At 35.5% G+C, this 20,819-nt stretch carries 14 protein-coding genes; 1 reads left to right on the top strand and 13 read right to left on the bottom strand.

All coding sequences use genetic code 11. From position 1 onward, the window contains the following. Positions 1 to 156 precede the first annotated feature (156 nt). Complete coding sequence (gene leuS / locus Q0409_RS02140; RefSeq protein WP_298534617.1) at positions 157 to 3,030, top strand: leucine--tRNA ligase; 2,874 nt, start codon at positions 157 to 159, stop codon at positions 3,028 to 3,030. A gap of 236 nt (positions 3,031 to 3,266) precedes the next feature. Here leuS and bioA read toward each other — a convergent pair whose 3' ends face one another. The 13 genes from bioA to Q0409_RS02205 form a co-directional block, all read right to left on the bottom strand. Next, positions 3,267 to 4,619 carry an adenosylmethionine--8-amino-7-oxononanoate transaminase gene (gene bioA / locus Q0409_RS02145; RefSeq protein ID WP_298534619.1) on the bottom strand — a complete coding sequence of 451 codons (1,353 nt, stop codon included), beginning with the start codon at positions 4,617 to 4,619 and terminating at the stop codon, positions 3,267 to 3,269. Positions 4,620 to 4,845: 226 nt separating this feature from the next. Then, entirely contained in the window at positions 4,846 to 6,408 is a 1,563-nt protein-coding gene (locus Q0409_RS02150; RefSeq protein WP_298534621.1) for a hypothetical protein, read from the bottom strand. A 242-nt stretch (positions 6,409 to 6,650) separates the two neighbouring features. After that, positions 6,651 to 7,364, bottom strand: coding sequence for a dethiobiotin synthase (gene bioD, locus Q0409_RS02155; RefSeq protein ID WP_298534623.1), 714 nt, complete (start codon positions 7,362 to 7,364; stop codon positions 6,651 to 6,653). Continuing rightward, the gene (gene bioB / locus Q0409_RS02160) at positions 7,354 to 8,334 is read right to left on the bottom strand and encodes a biotin synthase BioB (protein ID WP_298534626.1); all 981 of its coding nucleotides are present in this window, start codon (positions 8,332 to 8,334) and stop codon (positions 7,354 to 7,356) included. Before bioB ends, bioD begins: the two co-directional genes overlap by 11 nt. 97 nt (positions 8,335 to 8,431) lie before the next feature. Further along, positions 8,432 to 9,163: a tRNA (adenine-N1)-methyltransferase gene (locus tag Q0409_RS02165; protein ID WP_298534629.1), complete on the bottom strand. Its 732-nt coding sequence runs from the start codon at positions 9,161 to 9,163 to the stop codon at positions 8,432 to 8,434. Between the two features lie 243 nt (positions 9,164 to 9,406). Beyond that, positions 9,407 to 11,911: a DEAD/DEAH box helicase gene (locus tag Q0409_RS02170; RefSeq protein ID WP_298534632.1), complete on the bottom strand. Its 2,505-nt coding sequence runs from the start codon at positions 11,909 to 11,911 to the stop codon at positions 9,407 to 9,409. A gap of 181 nt (positions 11,912 to 12,092) precedes the next feature. Further along, positions 12,093 to 13,739 carry a Mur ligase family protein gene (locus Q0409_RS02175; protein ID WP_298534634.1) on the bottom strand — a complete coding sequence of 549 codons (1,647 nt, stop codon included), beginning with the start codon at positions 13,737 to 13,739 and terminating at the stop codon, positions 12,093 to 12,095. 130 nt (positions 13,740 to 13,869) lie between these two features. Next, entirely contained in the window at positions 13,870 to 15,366 is a 1,497-nt protein-coding gene (locus Q0409_RS02180) for a Mur ligase family protein (protein ID WP_298534637.1), read from the bottom strand. 306 nt (positions 15,367 to 15,672) lie between these two features. After that, the gene (locus Q0409_RS02185) at positions 15,673 to 16,908 is read right to left on the bottom strand and encodes an aconitase X catalytic domain-containing protein (protein ID WP_298534639.1); all 1,236 of its coding nucleotides are present in this window, start codon (positions 16,906 to 16,908) and stop codon (positions 15,673 to 15,675) included. Positions 16,909 to 16,962: 54 nt separating this feature from the next. Continuing rightward, positions 16,963 to 17,922: a PLP-dependent cysteine synthase family protein gene (locus Q0409_RS02190; protein WP_298534641.1), complete on the bottom strand. Its 960-nt coding sequence runs from the start codon at positions 17,920 to 17,922 to the stop codon at positions 16,963 to 16,965. Positions 17,923 to 18,183: 261 nt separating this feature from the next. Continuing rightward, on the bottom strand, positions 18,184 to 19,485 hold the full coding sequence (locus Q0409_RS02195) for a DHH family phosphoesterase (protein ID WP_298534689.1): 1,302 nt from the start codon (positions 19,483 to 19,485) through the stop codon (positions 18,184 to 18,186). A gap of 52 nt (positions 19,486 to 19,537) precedes the next feature. Further along, the gene (locus Q0409_RS02200) at positions 19,538 to 19,936 is read right to left on the bottom strand and encodes a 30S ribosomal protein S15 (RefSeq protein WP_292788541.1); all 399 of its coding nucleotides are present in this window, start codon (positions 19,934 to 19,936) and stop codon (positions 19,538 to 19,540) included. A 291-nt stretch (positions 19,937 to 20,227) separates the two neighbouring features. After that, positions 20,228 to 20,785, bottom strand: a complete 558-nt coding sequence (locus Q0409_RS02205) for an XTP/dITP diphosphatase (RefSeq protein WP_298534644.1) — start codon at positions 20,783 to 20,785, stop codon at positions 20,228 to 20,230. Between the last annotated feature and the right edge of the window lie 34 nt (positions 20,786 to 20,819).

The following is a 20,819-nucleotide window of genomic DNA, read 5'->3' on the forward strand; positions in this document are numbered from 1 at the left end:
ATATATTAAATAAAAATAATAAATATAAATTAATATGATTTATTAATAATGTGATTTCAATAATAATATGATTATCCAAAAACATGATTATTAATTCATAACTAATAAATTATAATTTTAATAATTATTAATTATCAAAACAGAAACGGTGATTTAGTGACTAATAACGAAATTGAAAAGAAATGGCAAAAAATCTGGAGAGAGGAAAAGCTATTTCAATCAGACCCTAATGAAAAGGAAAAACTATTCATAACAGTGGCTTATCCATACCCAAGTGGAGCTATGCATATCGGTCACGGTAGAACCTATACCGTACCTGATGTATTTGCAAGATTCAAAAGGATGGAAGGCTACAATGTATTATTCCCTATGGCATGGCACGTAACCGGTGCACCTGTTATAGGTATTGCAGACAGAATCAAAAGGAAAGACCCATGGACCCTTGACTTATACGAAAGAGTTCACAAGGTCCCTCATGACACCCTTCCAAAATTGGAAGACCCAATTAACATTGTAAAATATTTCAGTAACGAATACCACACTGTAATGGACGATATGGGTTATTCCATCGACTGGAGAAGGGAATTCAGAACTATCGATCCAACTTATCAGAAATTCATCACCTGGCAAGCTAAAAAGCTTAAGTCCTTAGGCTTAATCAAGCAAGGTGAACACCCTGTCAAATACTGTCCTCACGATGAGAACCCTGTAGGGGACCATGACTTGCTTGAAGGTGAAGGCGTAGGAGTAAACGAATTGACATTGATTAAGTTTGAAGTTGAACCTGGACAATATATCGTACCTGCAACCTTCAGACCTGAAACCATCTTCGCTGCAACCAATGTATGGTTAAACCCAGAAGTTCACTACATAGAAGTTGAAGTGAAATCCGGTGCATGCGAAGGGGAAAAATGGATTATAAGTAATGAAGCTTTCCTTAACCTTTCCAATCAGCATGACTTAGAGATCACTGGAGACATTGATCCTAAACCATTAATAGGAAAATACGTTAAAAACCCACTTAATGGAGAACCATTACCAATCTTCCCTGCAAGCTTTGTAGACCCTGAATACGGTTCAGGAACAGTATTCTCCGTACCTGCTCACGCACCTGCAGACTATATCGCACTTAGAGACTTGAAGGAAAATGCAGATCTAATCAAGGAATATGACATTGCAGATGAAGTTGCTAAGGCAGAACCATTGAATGTTGTAACCGTAAAAGGATATGGAGAGTTCCCAGCTGTGGAAGTAGTTGAAAGAATGGGAATCGAAAACCAAAACGATCCTAAAGTGCAAGATGCAACTGATGAATTGTACAAGGCAGAGCACAGCAAAGGGTACATCAGCGACCATATTGAAAAATACGCAGGAAAAAGAGTTGCATATATCAGAGACGAAATCAAGGCAGACATGATTGAGGAAGGCAGTGCAAACATCATGTACGACTTTGCAGAAAGACCTGTAATCTGCAGATGCGGTAACAAATGTGTTGTCAAGATTATGGATGACCAATGGTTCATCAGATATGGTGATGAGGAATGGACTGAAAAGACCCAAAAGTTACTTGCTCAAGAAACCATCATTCCTGGAGAAATCCGCTCCAACTTTGAATACTACCTTAACTGGCTAGATGATTGGGCATGTTCCAGAAGAGTAGGTCTTGGAACCAGAGTTCCATGGGACGACCAATGGTTAATCGAGCCTTTATCAGACTCAACAATGTATATGTCCTACTATTCAATAGCTAAATATCTTAAGGATATGGACCCTGAAGACTTGAATGAAGCATTCTTTGAAAAGGTCTTCTTAGGAGTGGACAGCGATGAAATCACCGTTGCACCTGAAATAGTGGAAGATATTCAAGCTGAATTCAATTACTGGTATCCTCTTGACTGGAGATTGTCTGCAAAAGACCTTGTAGGTAACCATTTAAGTTTCCTCATGTTCACCCACGCAGCGATTTATCCTGAAGAGAAATGGCCAAAAGGAACTGTTGTATTCGGTATGGGGCTTCTTGAGGGAAACAAGATGTCCTCCTCAAAAGGTAATGTAATTCTCCTTGCAGATGCAATTGAAGAATACAGTGCAGATGTGGTAAGACTCTTCCTTATGGCATCAGCTGAACCATGGCAAGACTTCGATTGGAGAGAAAAAGAGGTTAGAGGAACCCAAAGAAGACTCGAATGGTTTAGAGAATTTGCACAAAAAGTGGAAGACATCAAAGGAGAAAAACTTGACTTATCCAATATTGAGGAAGTTGCTCTTGAACGCAGCATCGACAAATGGATGATTAGCCAATTGAATGTCCATATCAAGGCTGCAACAGAAGCGCTTGAAGTTTTCCAAACCAGACAAGCATTGCAACATGCATTGTTCTTGCTTAAAAAAGACTTGGACCATTACATGTACAGAGTCAAAGACCTCATTGAGAAAAAGGACCCTGCTGTAATCTACGTATTATCCACATTATTAAGTAACTGGATCAGATTACTTGCTCCATTCACTCCACACACTTCTGAAGAGCTTTGGAGCAAATTTGGCGGAGAAGGATTCGTTTCATTTGCAGAATGGCCTGAATATGATGAAGAACTTATCAGCGAAGAGATTGAAAGATCCGAATCCCTTGTTCAAAACATCGTTAAGGACATTAACGAAATCAAAAACATTGTGGACACCGATCCGGAAAAAATACACCTTTATTTAGCTCCAGATTGGAAATGGGAATTATATAAAATAGCTGATGAGGTCGGTAAACCTGACATCGGCCAAATAATGGGTAGGGCAATTGGTCAAAACATCTATGATAACAAAAAGGAAATAGCAAATGTCGCTAAGAAGATATCAAAAGAAATGACCAAAACAAGATACATCGGTAAGATTGATGAAGCTACCATCTTAAATGATGCAAAAGACTTCATTGAAGCTGAAGTGGAATCAGAAGTAATCATTCATACTGATGACAGCTACGACCCACAAAACAAGGCAAGAAATGCAATGCCTTATAAACCAGCTATTTTCATGGAATAATCCCAAGCTTTTGACCTTCGGTCAAAACCTTGATCAAAACTTTTTCAGTGATTGGTAGAACATGAAAAATAGTTAAAAATAGATAAAAAATAAATTAATAAAAATAAGTAATTAATAGCTATTTTAAATAGCTATTCTTCTTTTCTTTTTTTAAAATCTTTATAAATATTCCTCTTTTTGTAAAAAAATAATAAAAAATTTTAATTTTGAAAATATAAAAAAATAAAAAACTTTTTCTATAATAATACAGAATCAATAGCTTGTTTACAGATTCTTAAAGACTCTCCAAGCTCTTCTTTTGTAATTACCAAAGGAGGATTGAAGTACATTACATTACCTAAAGGCCTAAGCATCAATCCTTGTTTCAAAGCTTCCCTATAGATTTTATAGCCGATTCTTTCTGATGAATCAAATCCTTTTTTAGATTCCTTATCCTCAACGAGTTCGATTGCATTGATGAGTCCCATCTGTCTGATTTCACCTACATTAGGATGACTATCAAATATTTCATGGAAGCGATTGTTTAGCCAAATTGCCTTTTCATTTGCCTCTTCAAGAATATTGTCCCTTTCAATAATCTTCAAGGTTGCATTTGCTACACTTGCCGCCAATGGATTTCCAGCATAGGTATGACTGTGCATGAATGCCACATTATCCTCATAATCTCCATAAAATCCATTATAAATCTCATCAGTGCTTATACAAACTGCCATTGCCATATAACCGTTTGTAAGCCCTTTGGAAATGCACATTATATCCGGACTTATTCCTGCATGGTCCACTGCAAACATCTTGCCTGTTCTTCCAAAACCAGTAGCTATCTCATCTGCAATCAAGAGCACATCATACAAGTCACAAAGCTCCCTAAGCTTCTTGAGATACAATGGAGGGTAAATCTTCATTCCTGCACTGCCTTGAATCAATGGCTCGATTATCATAGCACAGGTTTCATGTCCATATTCTGCAAATGCCTTCTCTGCATTTTCAAAACATTCACAATCACAGCTATCCCTATTCTTATTGTATGGGCATCTGTAACAATCAGGTGCCTGCACCTTGATTGTATCAATCATTATAGGTTCAAATACCTTAGAATATTCATCCAAAGCGCCAACAGACAATGCACCTAAAGTTTCTCCATGATAAGCGTCAGTAAAGCACATGAAGCGTTTCTTATGACCTTTTCCATTTTGTGCACAATATTGGAAAGCCATTTTAAGTGCACATTCAATGGATGCTGAACCATTATCAACAAAACTGAACTTGTTAAGTCCCTCTGGCATTACCTTGATTAAACGCTCTGACAATTCAATAATCGTTTTGTGTGAAAAGTTAGCAAAAAGAACATGATCCAACTTATCCACTTGACTTTTGAGAGCATCACTAACCTCATCATTGCAGTGTCCAAGCAAATTGCACCACCAGGAGCTGATAATGTCTATATACTCCTTGCCATCTACATCAAATAACTTAACCCCTTTTCCATGGTCAATTATTATTGGCGGAAAATCTTCATAGTCTTTCATCTGAGAAGCAGGATGCCAAATATGAGCTAAATCCTTTTTTGCACATTTTTCACTTTCATTCATATTAAAACCTTATAATCTGATAATAATTTTTTAAAAATAGTTTTTAAAATTTCAATTCTAAAACTCTATTATAAGATTAGACTTTATATTAAATAAATTTTTAATTTTTTACCTTGAATAAAAAAATATACAATATACAAAAAGTTTTCTCTAGGGAAAAATTAAAAGAAATGGTTAAAAAATAAATAAAAAAGAAAAAAAATGAAAAATTTAAAATTTCCAAAAATTAATTATATGGATTAGATTCTGTATAAGCCACACCATTTACATATAATGTATGACCATTATAATTGATATCACCATTATTCTCTAAACTGGATATGTGACTATCCCCATCTAATGTCCAGTCAGAACCAGATTCAATAATCAAATCAGTTTGCCCAAAATCATCAGAAGGATTGATGGTTCCGACATAGCTGGTGGAGCTTAGAGTCATGTTCAATGAACTGATTGAATCCACAATTACGTTTCCATCAAGGGTTTCATCTTTTGCATTGAACGTGAGCTCTCCACCATTGGAACCTACGATTCCCCATTGGCTTTGACCGGAAACATCCAAGAGAGTTCCACTACCAAAGTTAAGTTCTGTTTTTTCCAAGTTAATGATTGCCTTGGTATTGGTTACATGGAACATCGGTGCAGATTCATAGCAGTCTGAATCGGATAGGATTGACAATACAGAATCCTTTGCAGTGAAAGTTGATGTGCCCACATCAGCATCTCCACTCATGCTTTGATAGATAAATACACCACCTAAATCAACATATTCACCGTTGTCCTGTCTGTTTCCACCTGCAGCAGCAGACAAGTCACAGTTAGAGAGTTCAATACTGTTTTTACCTTCAATACAAGCTATTTGAGAAACATAAGCAGTGCCTATGGAGTTTGCCACAGTTATGTTTCCTGTAGAATAGATTATTGGTGAACCTCTGCCGCTTTGCTTGCTTACACCTGTATTCAATTCACTGTTAGTTACATGAACCTCTCCTTCACCACGATCTGTAGCAAGAGCTGCACAGCTTTGACCATTTGTATTGATTATGACATTTTTAGCATTGATGATTCCATTGTATGTTGCATCAAGTCCACGAGACTTATCGCTGTATGTTGTTATTTCTACATTTTCAATATTTGCCTCTGTAGTTCCATCTACACTATCTTGGTTAGATGCTGCCATACTTGAGGATTCTCCACCACCAGAAGCTCCATTTGAATCCGGCATTTCAGGAGGGCTACCACCATTAGATGAATTATCACCAGAAGGCATATCAGGAGGAGTACCACCATTAGATGAATTATCCCCTGAACCACTACCTCCCTCTGCCAAACCATTGCCATCTAAAGCAACATTAGATGAAGAGCTTCCAGAGCTTTCTGCATTTGTTACAAAAATACCATTTGATCCTTTTGAGTTTGTAGTTATCTTCACATTTGAAATATCCAAGCTTCCATTTGTATTAACCAAAATCGCTGAATTGATTCCATAGAAGTCTGCATCATCACCAGTGGAGCTTGTATCACCTGTTTTATTGATTATGGAATTAACTAATTTCAATACTCCGTTGTTTTTTACTAAAACAGCGTTTTCATCAGAAGACGAACTTGAATACAAACCATTGTCTGCAGAGATCTCTTCTGAGTCAACAACTAAATTTCCCTTATCTTCAAGTGCATTTGCATCAACATTTATTGAGGCACCATTACCTGATTGCATATTAGTTAATGCAAAGGCACCAGCACATATTATTATGATTATTGCCATTATTGCAATTAAGATTTTTTTGTTCATAGAAATAATAACTCCAATCCATATTATAAATTTTTTCTAAACCGAGTTAACCATTATTGTCAAAAAATTGATTTAAAAAATCTTAAAAAAAATTGAAAAAATAGAATTTTTTTAGAAAACCTGTATGAAAATTTTCGCATATGAAACAAGTATAACTTTAATTAATATGAAATGTAAAATAAAAAAAGATATTAAGACAAACTATTAAATAATTATAGCTATCTTCAATATAATTAATAGCATTATTTGAAATATGAAATCAATTCATCTGCACCTACATTTGGCAGTAAATTTTTATCATTTTGATAAACTTTTGCTATAACTGGAACATTGCAAAGATCTTCAACCATTTTGATATTGTCATTTTCCATAAGTTCATCCTTGTAGTTATTCATGATGATACCGCAAGCATGAATGTTTCTGTTTTTCAAGTATTCAACTGTGGTGACAATTGAGTTGATTGTTCCGAGTCCTGCATCTGCAATGAGTATGACATCAAGACCAAGATACTTTATTATGTCCTCAAGCATGATGTTGTTCTCATGACCTTTTCCTTCATAACGTATAGGACAAACTATTCCTCCACTTCCTTCCATCACGATGTAGTCATATTTTTGGGATACCTTTTCATAAGCATCCCTCACTACACTTAAGTCAACAGGATTTCCTTCAATCTGACTTGCAAGATGCGGTGAAACTGCAGTTTCATAAATGTATGGAACCAGGAAATCCGTATCTTCCTCTAAACCAGCCATTGTCAATACCTCTACAGCATCTCCAGGAATCAAAGAATCGTTTTCATCCCTTATGGCACCACTTAAAGCTGCCTTAAAGTAAGTGGCATCATATCCATTGTCACGAATATACTTTAGCAATAATCCAGTGACATAAGTTTTTCCAATATCTGTTCCAGTTCCAATTACAAACAGTCCTTTAGACAAAGTATCACAACCCATCTATTGAGTAAGTTATTTCAAAACCCAATTCTTCCAAAAGTTTCAAGTCATTATCCAATTCCACTCCTTGAGTGGTCAGCATATTTCCTAAAATTCCTGCATTTGCACCTGACTCAAATGCCTTTCTACCATTGTCTCCTAAAAGCGCTCTTCCACCAGCCATACGAATATATGCATCAGGATTGATGAATCTGAATATTGCAATTATCCTGCATGTCTCATCATTGGACAATATCTCATTGTTTTCAACAGGAGTTCCCTTGATTGGATTCAAGACATTTATTGGAATTGATTTGACTCCGAACTCTCTCAATTGAAGTGCCAAGTCAATCCTGTCTTCAAAGCTTTCACCCATTCCAAATATTCCTCCGCTGCAGATCATGACATTTTCATCGTGAATCATTTCTATAGTGTCGAGCTTTTCATCATAGGAGTGAGTGGTGCAGATTTCCTTGAAGTAATTCCTTGAACTTTCCAGATTGTTATGGATTCTATCAACACCTGCATCATTTAAGGTTGATATCTGGTCTTTTGTTAAAAGTCCTAATGAAACGCAGATCTTGATATCGCTGTTTTCCTCTTTCAACTCTTCAATGAGACCAGCCATTATTTCAAAATCCTTTTGAGTCACTTTTCTTCCTGAAGCGACATAGGATATTCTCTTGAATCCAGAATTGTAGATAGCCAATGACCTTTCCTTCAATTCCTCTTTGGATAAGAGGGGATAGATTTCAATATCAGTGTCATAATGATTGGATTGAGCACAGAACTTGCAGTTTTCACTGCATCTGCCGCTTTTTACATTGATTATCATACAGGCATCGAATCTGTTTTGGCAAAATGACTTTCTTATCTCATTTGCTGCACTTGACAAATCATCTAAAGGAACATCAATGAGATTCATTGCATCTTCCTTAGCGACTTTGTAACCATTCAACACCTTGTCTTTTAACTCATTCACATCAAACATGATACCACATAACATTACAATTGTTATAAAAATAAACTGTTATAATTGAAAGAATATAAATCTAAAAATTAAAAAATATTTTATTAAGAAAAATTTCCTAAAGCTTTCTAGCAAAAACCAAATAACCGCTATGACCAACCATTCTTGTTTTTGGTCTGGTTCCTTGAGGTCTTATTTCCATTTCTCTCTCAATGGTTTCAAGGATTGTAAGATCTCTAAAGCCTAATTTCTTTGCAATTCTATAAGCTGTTTCGGCTTGATCGATATATGGAGCATAAACCGCTAACCATCCTCCAAGCCTTAATGCCTTCTTAACATCCTCAAAGATCTCAAATGGCTTTGGAAGATCTAGGAAAACCAAATCGATTTCCTCTTCATCGATTCCATCCTTGATATTTTGGTTTTTAACTTCAATGTTCTTTATGCCAAAATCATCAATGTTCTTTTTGGCAACTTCTGCAAAGTCCTCTCTTATCTCATAGGTGAATACCTTACCCTTTTCTCCAACAACATTTCCGAAGTTCAATGCAATAGCCCCTGCACCTGTACCTGCATCTATCACTCTGTCACCTGAACCAAGACCAGTGCGAGCAAGAACAGTTCCAATATCCTTTTGGATAAGGATGGAACAACGCCTGTCCATTAAATCTATGAAATCATTTACAGTTGGCTTAATGACTTTAAACTCCTTATTTAAATGAGTGATTATTGTATCACCAATAGTAGCTCTTTCCATTTGCTCTTTTTTAATAATACCTAAATCAGTTTGGAACTCTCTGTCTTCCTTGATTAAGTATTTTTTTCCTCTTTCATCCATTAAAATCTTCAAATAATCACCATCTAAATGAAATTTGTAAAGTAATTGAAATAAAAATTATGTAAAAATATTATGAAATAAATATTATATTAAATTTTTTAAATAATAGTTATTTTTAAACTAATAGTTATTTTTAGCTTTTATTATATATAATAATTTTTTAAAAATAGATTAATAATTATTTAAAAATAGATTAATAATTATTTAAAATAAGAAAAATCTTAAAAAATAGAAAAATTAAGAAACTTAAAGGTTTCATTTAAGTTTCTTTTGATTGTCATCCTTTTTGAAGTAGAGATACTTGCCTTCAACAACTTCCCTAATGTTCTTAGCCGTTTTCTTACCGATTCCTTCCACTTCCTGAAGTTTTTTCTCATCAGCTTCAAGAACCGCCTTGACTGAACCGAAGTGTTCCAACAATCTTTTAGCATGAACAGGCCCAATGTTTGGCAATGATTCAATGATGAACAATTGCTGTTCCCAAAGGTTTTGCGGTTTTCTTTCAGTTCTGATTTGAATGCTGCGTTTTTCACCTTTCTGTTCTCTGATAGCAATTCTCTTGATCATTGCAGCAGTGTCTTCTTCTGTTCTTGTTGGAATGATGCTAATGCCGTAATCAAGTGCAATTGATGTCATTGCACCTCTTATAGCATTTGGATTGATGAATCCTGAGTAGAAATCATCTCCTTCAAGAATCATGATTGGCTTTTTAAACTCTTCCATCATCATTCTTGCCTGCTTGAACAATCTCTTATCGACAATGGAATCTACAAAGTCCTTAGCGGTTTTTCTCTCTATTGCAACCTCTTCACTTACTTGATAATCTGCAACAGCCATTGTATTGACTTTAACCTTTACGCCAATGGTATCCAATGCCCTAATGACTTTTGAGTTTCCTTCTCTTGTATCAACATAAACAACCAATTCCTGGTTTTGAGGACTTTTAGTAAGCTCCTCATAAATGGCATCTTCTAAAGCTTGTTCCTCTTTAGCTTCCTTTTCCTTAAGCTCTTTCAACTTGCTTTCATTCTCATTTTCCAAATCAATTTCTTCAATATCCTCATCACTGACTTCCTCTTCCAATGAATCATCCATGTCTGAAGTGACCGGATCCTCTACAATTGATTTTTCCCTTTTGCCTAAGACCTTAGCTGTACGTTCAGCTTCAATCCTTTCAGCAGCATTGAGCTTTAGCTCTTCGATAGCCTCTTGAGTTGCAAGCTGTGTCTTCATTCTGGACTCCCTTCTAACGCTGGTCCAGTAATAACCTTCATCTATTGTCTTTTTGGTTATCAATACCTTCATCCTACCAGAGGATTTACGTCCGGTTCTTCCTCTTCTTTGTATCATACGGATTTCAGATGGAACCGGTTCATATAAAATTACCAAATCAACCGCAGGTATGTCTATACCCTCTTCTGCAACACTTGTTGAAATCAAAACATCATAATTTCCTGTCTTAAATGACTTGATGATGTTTTTCTGTTCCTTTTGAGTCAATCCTTTCTTGCCGTCACTGGTTCCTTGACCATAGAATCTTACACTTTTGATGCCTTCCTTCTCACATCTTTCATGGATCATGTCTAAAGTGTCTCTAAATTGTGTAAACACTATGATTTTAGGACTGTCCTTATCTTCCCCATCATCTCTTAGGGATTTCAATCTTGTCTGTCCATCCATACCAAGCTCTAGCTTAAGGAGTTCTATGAGCTTTTTCATTTTTGGATGCTCAAGGCCATACTCCTCTGCCTCTTTTGCAAGATAAACAGCTTTTGAAAAGTTAGGGTCAAGCAAGATATTCTTTGCAGCTCTTGTGGTTTTCTTTCTAAGCCTTCCTACATAATCATTGAATGGAGCCACACCTTGGCTTTCCAATAATCCTAATGCATGCTGCAAGTTGATTACTGCAGACAAAATGGATATTGCCTGGAAACATTCCTTAGGGGGATTTACAGATTGGCCTATTTTCCTTTGAACCTTAGACCTTGCCTTCAATATGTCCCTTTTGTTTACAGCCACTGTGTTGATGATTCCTAAATCCTTTAATCCTTTCAGACGAACATTCAATGCCTTCTTCACCAAATCCCTGATTTTCTCGAGTCTTGGACCCATTTCAACCTTTATCCAGTCAATGTTAATTGGATTGAAATATGGCTTTACATCAGGGTCTTCTTCAGTCTTGATAGTGATATCCTGAATGAAAAGGTTTTCGCAAACTTCCTTGATCTTGCCCTTGTCATGCCCTGGAGAAGCGGTTAATCCTAAAATGAGATGGTTCTGGCATTCCTTGACATATCTGGATGCAAGATAAACATAGGAATAGGAACCTACTGCATGGTGACATTCATCAAAAACAACAAGGGAAACGTCATCCAAACTGTATCTTTCATTCAATAGGTCTGATTCAACGGTTTGAGGTGTTGCACAAATGACTTGTGACTCTCTCCATCGCTTTTCCCTTTCATCTGTCTTTACAGCCCCTGTAATTGAGGTGCAAGGAACATTTAAAAAGTGCTTGAAGTTTTCTTCATGCTGTATGGTTAATGGTTTACTTGGAGCTAAAATAAGAATTTTTGATCCTTTTAATTTTTGAAGCCTATCTGCAGCTACGAGTATTGCAATGATTGTCTTACCTAAAGCTGTTGGAGCTACAATCATTGTATTTCCATTTTTCAATACATCTGCTGCCAATACCTGTTGATAAATCCTAGCTTCTGCTGAATTCGGCCTAATTAAAGGATGTTCGATATAAGTAACCATAAAATAATATATGTATTTAGATATTATTTAAATATTTATAGAGAGCAGTTGAAAATTAATCAAATGGATATAATATTGATTTAAAATAAAAATTAAATAAAAAATAAATTAAAATAAAATAAAAAAAGAATAAAAAAAGAATAGAAGAAGAAAAGAATAAAAAAGAATGGATTAAAAGCGTTTAATCCTTATCGCACAATTCACTGATAGCTGAATTGAATTTGAATGCAGCCTCACCTATAGCTATAACAATATTGGAATCTGTTTTCAAAGCTGCCTTGACACCTTCAACAACTTGCTCTTGGTTAGCTCCTAAAGTAAAATTAGAAGCTTGTTCTGGAGCTTCTTCAGTGAAAACAAATGTTTTCTCTAAGGTTTCATAATCAAAATCTGCATTTCCTTCTTTTGCAGATGCCAATAATTCATCTACAACAAGTCTTGAATCATGAGAAGCTGGAACGATATATTTTACATTATCCAAGGCCTTTTCTAAAATCTCAATGTCTCCCTCATGGCCTGATTCAGAAGTAACTGTGATAACAACTGTTGTATCACCATATATTTTAGTGATTTCCTTTAATACGGTTTCAACACCTGCTGGATTATGAGCATAGTCAACCATAATGGTCTTATCTCCAACTTTACCCATTATTTCCATTCTTCCAGCAGTTCCCTTAAAGCTCATAAGTCCTTTTTGGATTTCTTCATCAGAAAGCTTTAGGAATCTTCTTGCTGCAATTATTGCTCCAACTGCATTGTAAACATTATGCAATCCATCAAGGGAAATGGTGAAATCTGTTTCTCCTTCAGGAGATTCTAGAGTGAATGTTCTCTCCTTTAAAGAAATGTTTTTAGCTAAATACATTGGCTTTTCATACTTGATTCCGCAGTCGCATTCAAAGGTTCCGCAACCGGAAATAAGCTCGTTTATTTCAATGCCCCTGCCACACCAGCATGGTTTGGTCGCCACTCTGCATGGCTCATCTTCAAGGCCAAAGCTTATTGCATCCCCTTTGAAGTCAATCTCTTTGAAAAGGCCAACGATTGTTGGATCGTCACTATTGTATATTAAGGTACCATCATTCTCTTCAATACCCTTTACAAGCTCTCCTTTAACTTTAGCATACTCTAAAAAGCTTCTTGTGATGAAGTCTGTTTCATCATTTTCGTGAGGGTCCTGCAAGTGGTCAACTGTAATGTTTGTCAAGATGCCGAAATTGGCATGGGTCAAGTCAATGATGGACTTCAATCCTCCAGGTGTACCGTCAGTACCTGTCTCTAAAATAGCTAAATCTCCATTCAATCTGGTTTGAAGTGATGGAATGAATTCATTGTTACCTTGCATGCCTTTAAGATTATGTTCACAAGGGTTGATTCCTGCAGAATATGCAATATGCTTTAAAAGAGTTGTTGTAGTGGTCTTTCCATTGGTTCCGCCAATGCACATTACAGGTTTTTCTGGTGTGAATAGCTTAAAAATGTCTCCAAGCTCAATGACTTTAATGCCTTGATTAGAAGCCATCTCTAAAACCTTAGCATTTTTTGGCATGCTTGGAGGGGGAACGATGAAATCAATTTTCCTAAAGAATTCTTCAGGATGGCCTCCAAAGAATATTTCAATGTCATAGCCTTCAAAAGAAGAGTGGAATCTGCAATCCTCTTTAGATGAGATATCTGTTCCAATAACAGAATAGCCCCTGTCCATAAGGATTCTTGCAACCAAGTTTCCTACAACTCCACAAACACCAATTACACCAAAGGTTTTATTTTCTAAATCCAATGAAGCCAATTCTTCATCAGACATAGAAGAGAGCTCTAAACTATTCAATTTAACACCTTCATGAAAAGATAAAATCAATTAAAAAAAAAAAAAGAAAAAATTAAAAGAAATTAATACTCCAAATAGTGGGAAAAAATCTGGTCAAGTTTTTCATTGCCTAAGGAAATGGAAAAACTGGCTAGTCGTACTTTTTACAGCCTTCTTCTAAACCTGTAACTATTTTTTCCATAATTCCTTCAGGATCCTGCATGAGTTGTGGTCCTAAGTGAAGGATTGTGTCTCCAGGTTTAGAATATTTAATAGCTAGTTCTGCACCTTCTTCCATAGTTCCTGCAATTACCTTAACTGCATCTGAGTCTACTGCAGCATCAAGCAATTCTTGAGCAGGTTCCAAGTCAACTCTTTGGTAAACCTCATTGAATCCAGTAGCTACCATTACATCAGCATACTGGCCCATAAGCTTACCGGTTTCCTTCTTATCCCTATAAGTTGAAGTATCAAAGTTATCAAGCAATAGAACAAGACTTCTATCCCCTAAGAAGTCAAGTGCAGCTGTAATACCTTCTATTAAGTAGGAAGCGTCAATATAAACTTCTCTGCCATTGTAGTCCCCAATGTATTCCATATGAACTGAAAGCCCTTTGAAGTTTGCAAGACCATTCTTGATGATTTCTACAGGCAAGCCATAAGCCATTGCAATAGCTGTTGCAGCAACTGCATTCTCATAGTAATAGCTCATCATATGGAAGTCAGAGGTAAAGTTGCCTTTTTTAAGTTCATTGGATTTGTTTCTGAATTTATAAGCGATATCAATAGCGCCTTTAGCGCTATCCCCAATAAAATTACATACTTGGCCTTCGCCAATAGCAACTTCCTCAAAGTTTGCTACCTTATCAAAGTATTCAGATTTTTTGGATGGATCATATCCAGGTAAATCCTTAACCATCGCGTAAAAGATTGCATCAGGTCTTGCTTCTTTTACAGTGTCTTTACAATGAATGCTTGTGATGAAGTTTTCACTATTCTTAGCAATGAACATTTTTCTTTGGGTGTAACGTTCCATTGAACCTCCAAACTCAGACAAATGCTCTTCATAAATATTCAAGAGTGCTCCTACCTTAAGCTGAAGCTCTGCCATTAAACCTGCAGTTCCATGAGGAAGCTCCAAAACAGCAATGTCTGATTTTTCTGGAATTCCTTTGATGATTCCATCAACAATGACTTCACTAACAAGGTTTTGGGTCATGGAGGAACATATCCAAACTTGATATCCCGCAGTTCTGAAGATTTCAGTTACCATATGGGTTGTACTGGTTTTACCTACACTGCCTGTGATTCCAATAATGTCAATATCAATGAAGCTGTCTGCCAATCTACCGAAATCATCATTGGAAAAGACATTGAGATTAGCTTCTTTTATGATTTTGTAAGCTGGAGCATTTTCCGGTACAGTTGGAGATAAGTAAACTGTATCGATTCCATCAAGATTTGGTTCAAATACACCTAAATCTAATTCAACTCCTTCACTTTCCATAAGTCTTAAAGTCTTTTGAACATCCATGTGGAAGTCTTCGATTTTCTTAGGATCGGTTATCTTTACCGTGTGGCCAGCATAGTTTAATAATCTTGCAACAGGACGACCTGCATTTCCTGCTCCTACAACAATAACATTCATTAATTAACACTCCTTGAAGGTTTATGTAATCTCATTAGAATTTTAAATAATTTATTTCAATTTACATCATTTTGTCAAAAATATGACCTAGTTAATTATTCATAAATTTATATGATATTATTTATTATTCTTATATAACTTAAAGTTTATTAAAAAAAATGGGGAAATTGATTCTTGTATAGTTAAATTTTATTAAAAAAATCAAGCAAAATAGGATAAAAATAATAAAAAAATAGTTATGAATGAAATTAAAAATAAAAATAAAAATTAATTGAAAAATAAGAAAAAAGAGAAGAAAAAATAGATTTATTCAAAATCTAATAGGTTTTCAATGTCATTGTAGATAACTTTCAACCCACACATTGAAGGAACATAATTAGCTGCCTTTGCAGAGTTTACTCCAATGACTTCATATCCCATTTGCTCTATTGGAGCAACTACCATACAAGTATCACAGCAGATCTTACCTCCTGCATTCTCAATGGCATCGAGATATCCTAAACGTTTAGCAGCTTCCTTGATGTTGATTGAAGTGCAAACCCAAAGCTCGTTTTTGATCTTCTTGCCTTTGACTATTTCTGCAACTTCCTTAACTTCCTCTAGGGAAGCATGTGGACATCCTAAGCATACAAGGTCTGCATAACCTTCTGCACTGCTAAGTTTTTCTCTTGTTTCTACAATATCATCTTTAGCAATAGTTATTTTATCTTCAACATTTCCAATGTCAGCAAACTTGTACTCTGGAGTGATGTCTTCAACATGGTATAAAGCCACTGCACCAGAAGATGCAAGCGCTGCACCAAGAGCTTTCAGATTACCGTTTTCTATCTTGTAAGGCTTGTTTTGCATTTTAAAGTAAGGAACTCCATCCTTAACCACTTGACCTACTGCATAACCTAAAGCACCGAAATCGGCCCTTTCAAGTTCACATTCAACATCAACAAGCAAATTAGCGGTTCTGTTTTCATCCAAATGGAATCCGTATAAAGGAGTTTTTCCTACAATAGCTGCAGCTAATGCTCCAGGCCCTCCTTCACGATTGGTTCTTGCACCGATTACAGAATTGACATAAGCAACCGCAGAGGATTCAGACCATGAAACATGGTCACCGAATCTTGGAACGTTTCCAATCAAATAAGGAGTGCATGTACAGGTAGTGCTTATTCCAAGCGCTCCATAAGCATTGCAGATATCAACTTGCTTTTTAGCGAACTCTGGAGGAAAACCGAAATCTTCCCAATTGTCAAGATCAGTTCCTGCAGGGTTAAGTGTTGCAGATATTGTTGAAATTCCACTTTTATCGCTTATTGTACCATTTTCATTGTAAATTATTTCAGCAGTTCTAGCCAAGTCCTCAAGGTATTCAAGACCTGCTTGGCCTATGGTCTTATAGGATACTCCAGACACTTGAGCAGACTTGATGTCTACGAATTTCTCTGCACCGTAAATGTCTCCTAAAGCAATTAAGATATCCATACTCTTTCTAATGGTTTCTCCATATTCACCACTAGCCATTTTTTCTTCTTCTTTAGTTAAAAACATGCAACTCTCCTAAATTCTATGAAATTTTGTAAAAAATTTGAAAATACAGTTAATTTAAATTACTTCAAAACCTATAAGTTTGATATGATTGGAAATCAATTCAGGATTTTCATCAATAGGTTCTGACAATTTGGTTGTTATGTACTTCTTGTTGTCATCTGGGAAGACTGTTGCAATCTTCAAGTCATCATTGTCCATGATTACACTTGCCAAGAAGTTTGCACCGCTTGAAATTCCTATTCCCAATCCTAATTCCTGAGCAATCCTTTTAGACATGTTGATTGCATCACAGTCATGAATCAGGACTATATCATCAATCAATTCCTCATCAACGATTCCAGGAATGAAGTCATCTCCAATACCTTCAATCAAATGGCTTCCTTCATCCATTCCCATCTTAAGAATTGATAATGTGCTTGGTTCCAATGCAAAGACTTTAGCATCAGGATTATGATCCTTTAATCTTTTACCGATTCCCATAAGTGTTCCGCCAGTACCGATTCCTGAAACAAATGCATTGACATCTGGAATTGCATCAACGATTTCTTGACCTGTTTTCTTATATTGGGCTTCAACATTCAATTCATTGTCAAACTGAAGAGGCTTATAAGCGCCAATTTCATCAGCAAAATCATCTACAAGTTCAAGAGCTCCCTTGAATCCTCCATCTTCTCTGGATACAAGGTGAACCTCTGCACCATACATTTGGATAAGTTTCCTTCTTTCAAGAGATACCCAATCAGGCATGAAAATATGTACTTCATGGCCTAAAAGCGCTCCAATTGCACTGAAAGCGATTCCAGTGTTTCCGCTTGTAACCTCTATGATAGGTTGGCCATCCTTTAAGTTTCCTCTTTCCTTTTCCTTTTGGATAATGTACAATGCTATTCTGTCTTTAATGCTTCCAGAATAGTTGTAATATTCAACTTTAGAATAAATGCTTCCCTTTTTGCCATCATATTCATAATCAATCTTAATCATTGGGGTATTTCCAACTAATTTATCAACATTCATAAGATTCCACCAATCAATAATAAAATAATATAAGCAATGATAATAATCATTTAGTAAACTAATTTAATAATATAACATTATTATTTATGTATTTTAATTATAAAATACTTTTTAAAAAATAGGCTAAAAAATTGCAATTTAATGAAAAATTTGTAGAAATAGTTGATTATGAAAAAGTTAAAAATATAAAACTCATGAAAACTTTTTAAAATTTGATTAAAAAAAAGAAATTGATGAAAAAAGAAATAGCTAAGAATAATCTTAACTATTTAATTGAGCCTCAATAGCTTGGTCAACTAAATGCAAGAATTGATCCTTAGCTTCATATGGTATCATAGCGCCAGCTGCTATATCGTGTCCACCACCTTGCCCGCCAAAGTTAACTGCGACTTCGCTTAAAGCTTTGCCTAAATTAACTCCACGTGCAACCATTGGGCGTGTTGCTCTACCAGAAACCTTAATGTCCTTATGAAGTCTTGATAATCCTAAAATAGGCTTATCATCATTTAAGATCTTAGCAGACATACCTACACCAGCAATTGTTCCCATAATGCTTTTAAGAACCTTATCCTCACTGTAAAGGTATTGAATGTAATTCAATTGTTGGGCGCCTTCACGGCTAATCCAATCAAACCCTTTAGTAAGGTCGTTCCTATAAGTCTTTTGAAGATTGAGAGCCTTATCTAAAGCTTCCTCTCTTTCACCAAGAACAATGCTAAGTGCCAATCCATACTCCTTGTTTTTACCACAAGCATCCAAGATTGCAGAATACTCCTCTAAATTACGTAAGACTGGATGCTCACGAGGAACACTGTAAACATCACCAAATATTTGAGGATTGACCTTTACAAGTTCATCTTTAACAACATCCTTTTCCTCATCTTCCAATTCAATGAATGTAATACCATAGGAAACACCCATTTTTTCAAGGAGTTCCTGTGAGTTCTCCAAACTACCAGTTAAACCTGGAAGTGGAGGATTCAAGGTATACGCAATTGATTTGAATAAAGGCTCTTGTGCTTTAGAGACTATCTTTAAGTCTTCATGGATTTCCAAATTGCCTGCTTCCTGACCATCCTTCAAAATTAATTGGTTTACACCAACAAATCTGTTCTGGCACTGCATGTCACCAAATGCACCAATAAGCGCCATATAAGCCAAATGCTTTTTGTCCATGTCCCTAACTGACAAATAGCTAGACCCTGCACCACTTATTTCACGACTTCCGTCAACGCCAAACAAGTGTGGGTTGACATGGACAAGATTGTCTTTAGGTTCATGGGTGCTTGGCTGGTGATGGTCTGCAACAATAACATCAGCCTTTAGGGAATTGAGTTGCTTGATACAAGCACTGCCCATATCTGAAAAAACATACAATTCATATTTTTCCTTTGCAACATCCCTAATAACATCAGCCTTAAGGCGAGGGACAATAGTAATGTGGAATTGTCCTCCCTCTTCCTTAATGGCATTAGCTATAATACCTGCTGATGACAATCCATCAGCATCATTATGAGAAATTAATCTAATAATGTTATCATTTGCAATATGCTTCTTTAGCATATCACTAGCTTCACATCCTCTACTTAATAGAGAATCAAATTTTTCATTGTCTCTATTTAACGAGAAGTGCTGCTTTTGTTGGATCGTATCTCCATCCTTCTGGTAATTGACCATTCTTTGCATAGTATCTACCTAATCTACGGATTCTAGATTCAATGATAGTTAATCCTCTTTTACCATGAAGGTCTTTTGGGTTTTCTTCTAAGTGATCTCTGATATTTACTGCTCTTCTGATTAAATTCATTAAATCTTCAGGGTACTCTTCAGCTTGACCGTTTCTTTTTAAGATTTGGGTAATTTTTTCACCAGTGACTTCTTTTACACTAGGAATACCGTATTGGTCTCTTAAAATTACTCCGATTTGACTTGCAGATTTACCTTCTCTTTTGAATTTTACAATAAATTCTTCGATTTCTTCGTTACTGTATGCGATCCATTCTGGTCTTGCCATAAATATCCTCTCCAATAAGTTTTTTGATTATTTATAGTAAGGTCCTTTGTAAAATAATTATTAATGAAAAATCGTCACTCAAAACCATTAAAAACGATTTTAAGACAATAATCATTTTAAAAAATTATTTTAAATTCATTTTTTTGAAAAAATCTTTAAAAAATTACCAAAATATGACCTAAATAAAAACAATAAGTTTTAAATTTCATCAATTAAACTACGATAAAACAGCCAATCTTAGATAAAATTGCCTATTCTAATTTTGTTAATTAAAAAATATTTAAAAATTTATTATTCATCATCTTGGTTTACATACCAATTGATAAATTTTTCTAAAGAATTTCTTCTATGTGAATACTGGTTCTTCTCTTCTGTAGTAAGTTCTCCAAAGGTCTTGCCTTCTTCCTCTATTATGAATAAAGGGTCGTAAGCAAAACCAAGATGGCCTCTTTCTTCAAAAGCTATTTGACCTTCGACACGCCCTAAAAAGACCTTGGGCTCAGAATTGGGTGTGCAATAGCCAATAACTGACCTGAATTCAGCGTATCGATCATCAACTCCATCCATAAGTTTTAAAATGTTTTGGTTTCCAAGTGAATTCTGTACAAATTTTGAGTAAGTTCCTGGAAAACCATTTAAAGCTCTTATGAATAAACCAGCATCTTCAACAATCACAGAGCGATTTAACTCTTGGCAAGCATATTTAGCACCGAATCTTGCTACATCCTCAAGAGTTCCTTGAGGTTCCATGTAACCTAAATCAATATGCTCAAGTTCAACGCCAAAAAGTTTGAAAATATTCTCTGCTTCTATTACTTTATGTTCGTTCCCAGTTATAAATGTTATCATAGTTTTTATTATATAAAAAAGTTTTAATATATTT

Origin of the sequence: uncultured Methanobrevibacter sp., assembly GCF_937898925.1 — an archaeon.
GTDB lineage: Archaea > Methanobacteriota > Methanobacteria > Methanobacteriales > Methanobacteriaceae > Methanobrevibacter.

What these genes read in the sequence shown, in the direction of transcription:
- bioA (WP_298534619.1), bottom strand. Translation starts at nt 4,619, where the DNA reads ATGAATGAAAGTGAAAAATGTGCAAAAAAGGATTTAGCTCATATTTGG.
- Q0409_RS02150 (WP_298534621.1), bottom strand. Translation starts at nt 6,408, where the DNA reads ATGAACAAAAAAATCTTAATTGCAATAATGGCAATAATCATAATAATA.
- bioD (WP_298534623.1), bottom strand. Translation starts at nt 7,364, where the DNA reads ATGGGTTGTGATACTTTGTCTAAAGGACTGTTTGTAATTGGAACTGGA.
- bioB (WP_298534626.1), bottom strand. Translation starts at nt 8,334, where the DNA reads ATGTTTGATGTGAATGAGTTAAAAGACAAGGTGTTGAATGGTTACAAA.
- Q0409_RS02170 (WP_298534632.1), bottom strand. Translation starts at nt 11,911, where the DNA reads ATGGTTACTTATATCGAACATCCTTTAATTAGGCCGAATTCAGCAGAA.
- Q0409_RS02180 (WP_298534637.1), bottom strand. Translation starts at nt 15,366, where the DNA reads ATGAATGTTATTGTTGTAGGAGCAGGAAATGCAGGTCGTCCTGTTGCA.
- Q0409_RS02185 (WP_298534639.1), bottom strand. Translation starts at nt 16,908, where the DNA reads ATGTTTTTAACTAAAGAAGAAGAAAAAATGGCTAGTGGTGAATATGGA.
- Q0409_RS02190 (WP_298534641.1), bottom strand. Translation starts at nt 17,922, where the DNA reads ATGAATGTTGATAAATTAGTTGGAAATACCCCAATGATTAAGATTGAT.
- Q0409_RS02195 (WP_298534689.1), bottom strand. Translation starts at nt 19,485, where the DNA reads ATGCTAAAGAAGCATATTGCAAATGATAACATTATTAGATTAATTTCT.
- Q0409_RS02200 (WP_292788541.1), bottom strand. Translation starts at nt 19,936, where the DNA reads ATGGCAAGACCAGAATGGATCGCATACAGTAACGAAGAAATCGAAGAA.
- Q0409_RS02205 (WP_298534644.1), bottom strand. Translation starts at nt 20,785, where the DNA reads ATGATAACATTTATAACTGGGAACGAACATAAAGTAATAGAAGCAGAG.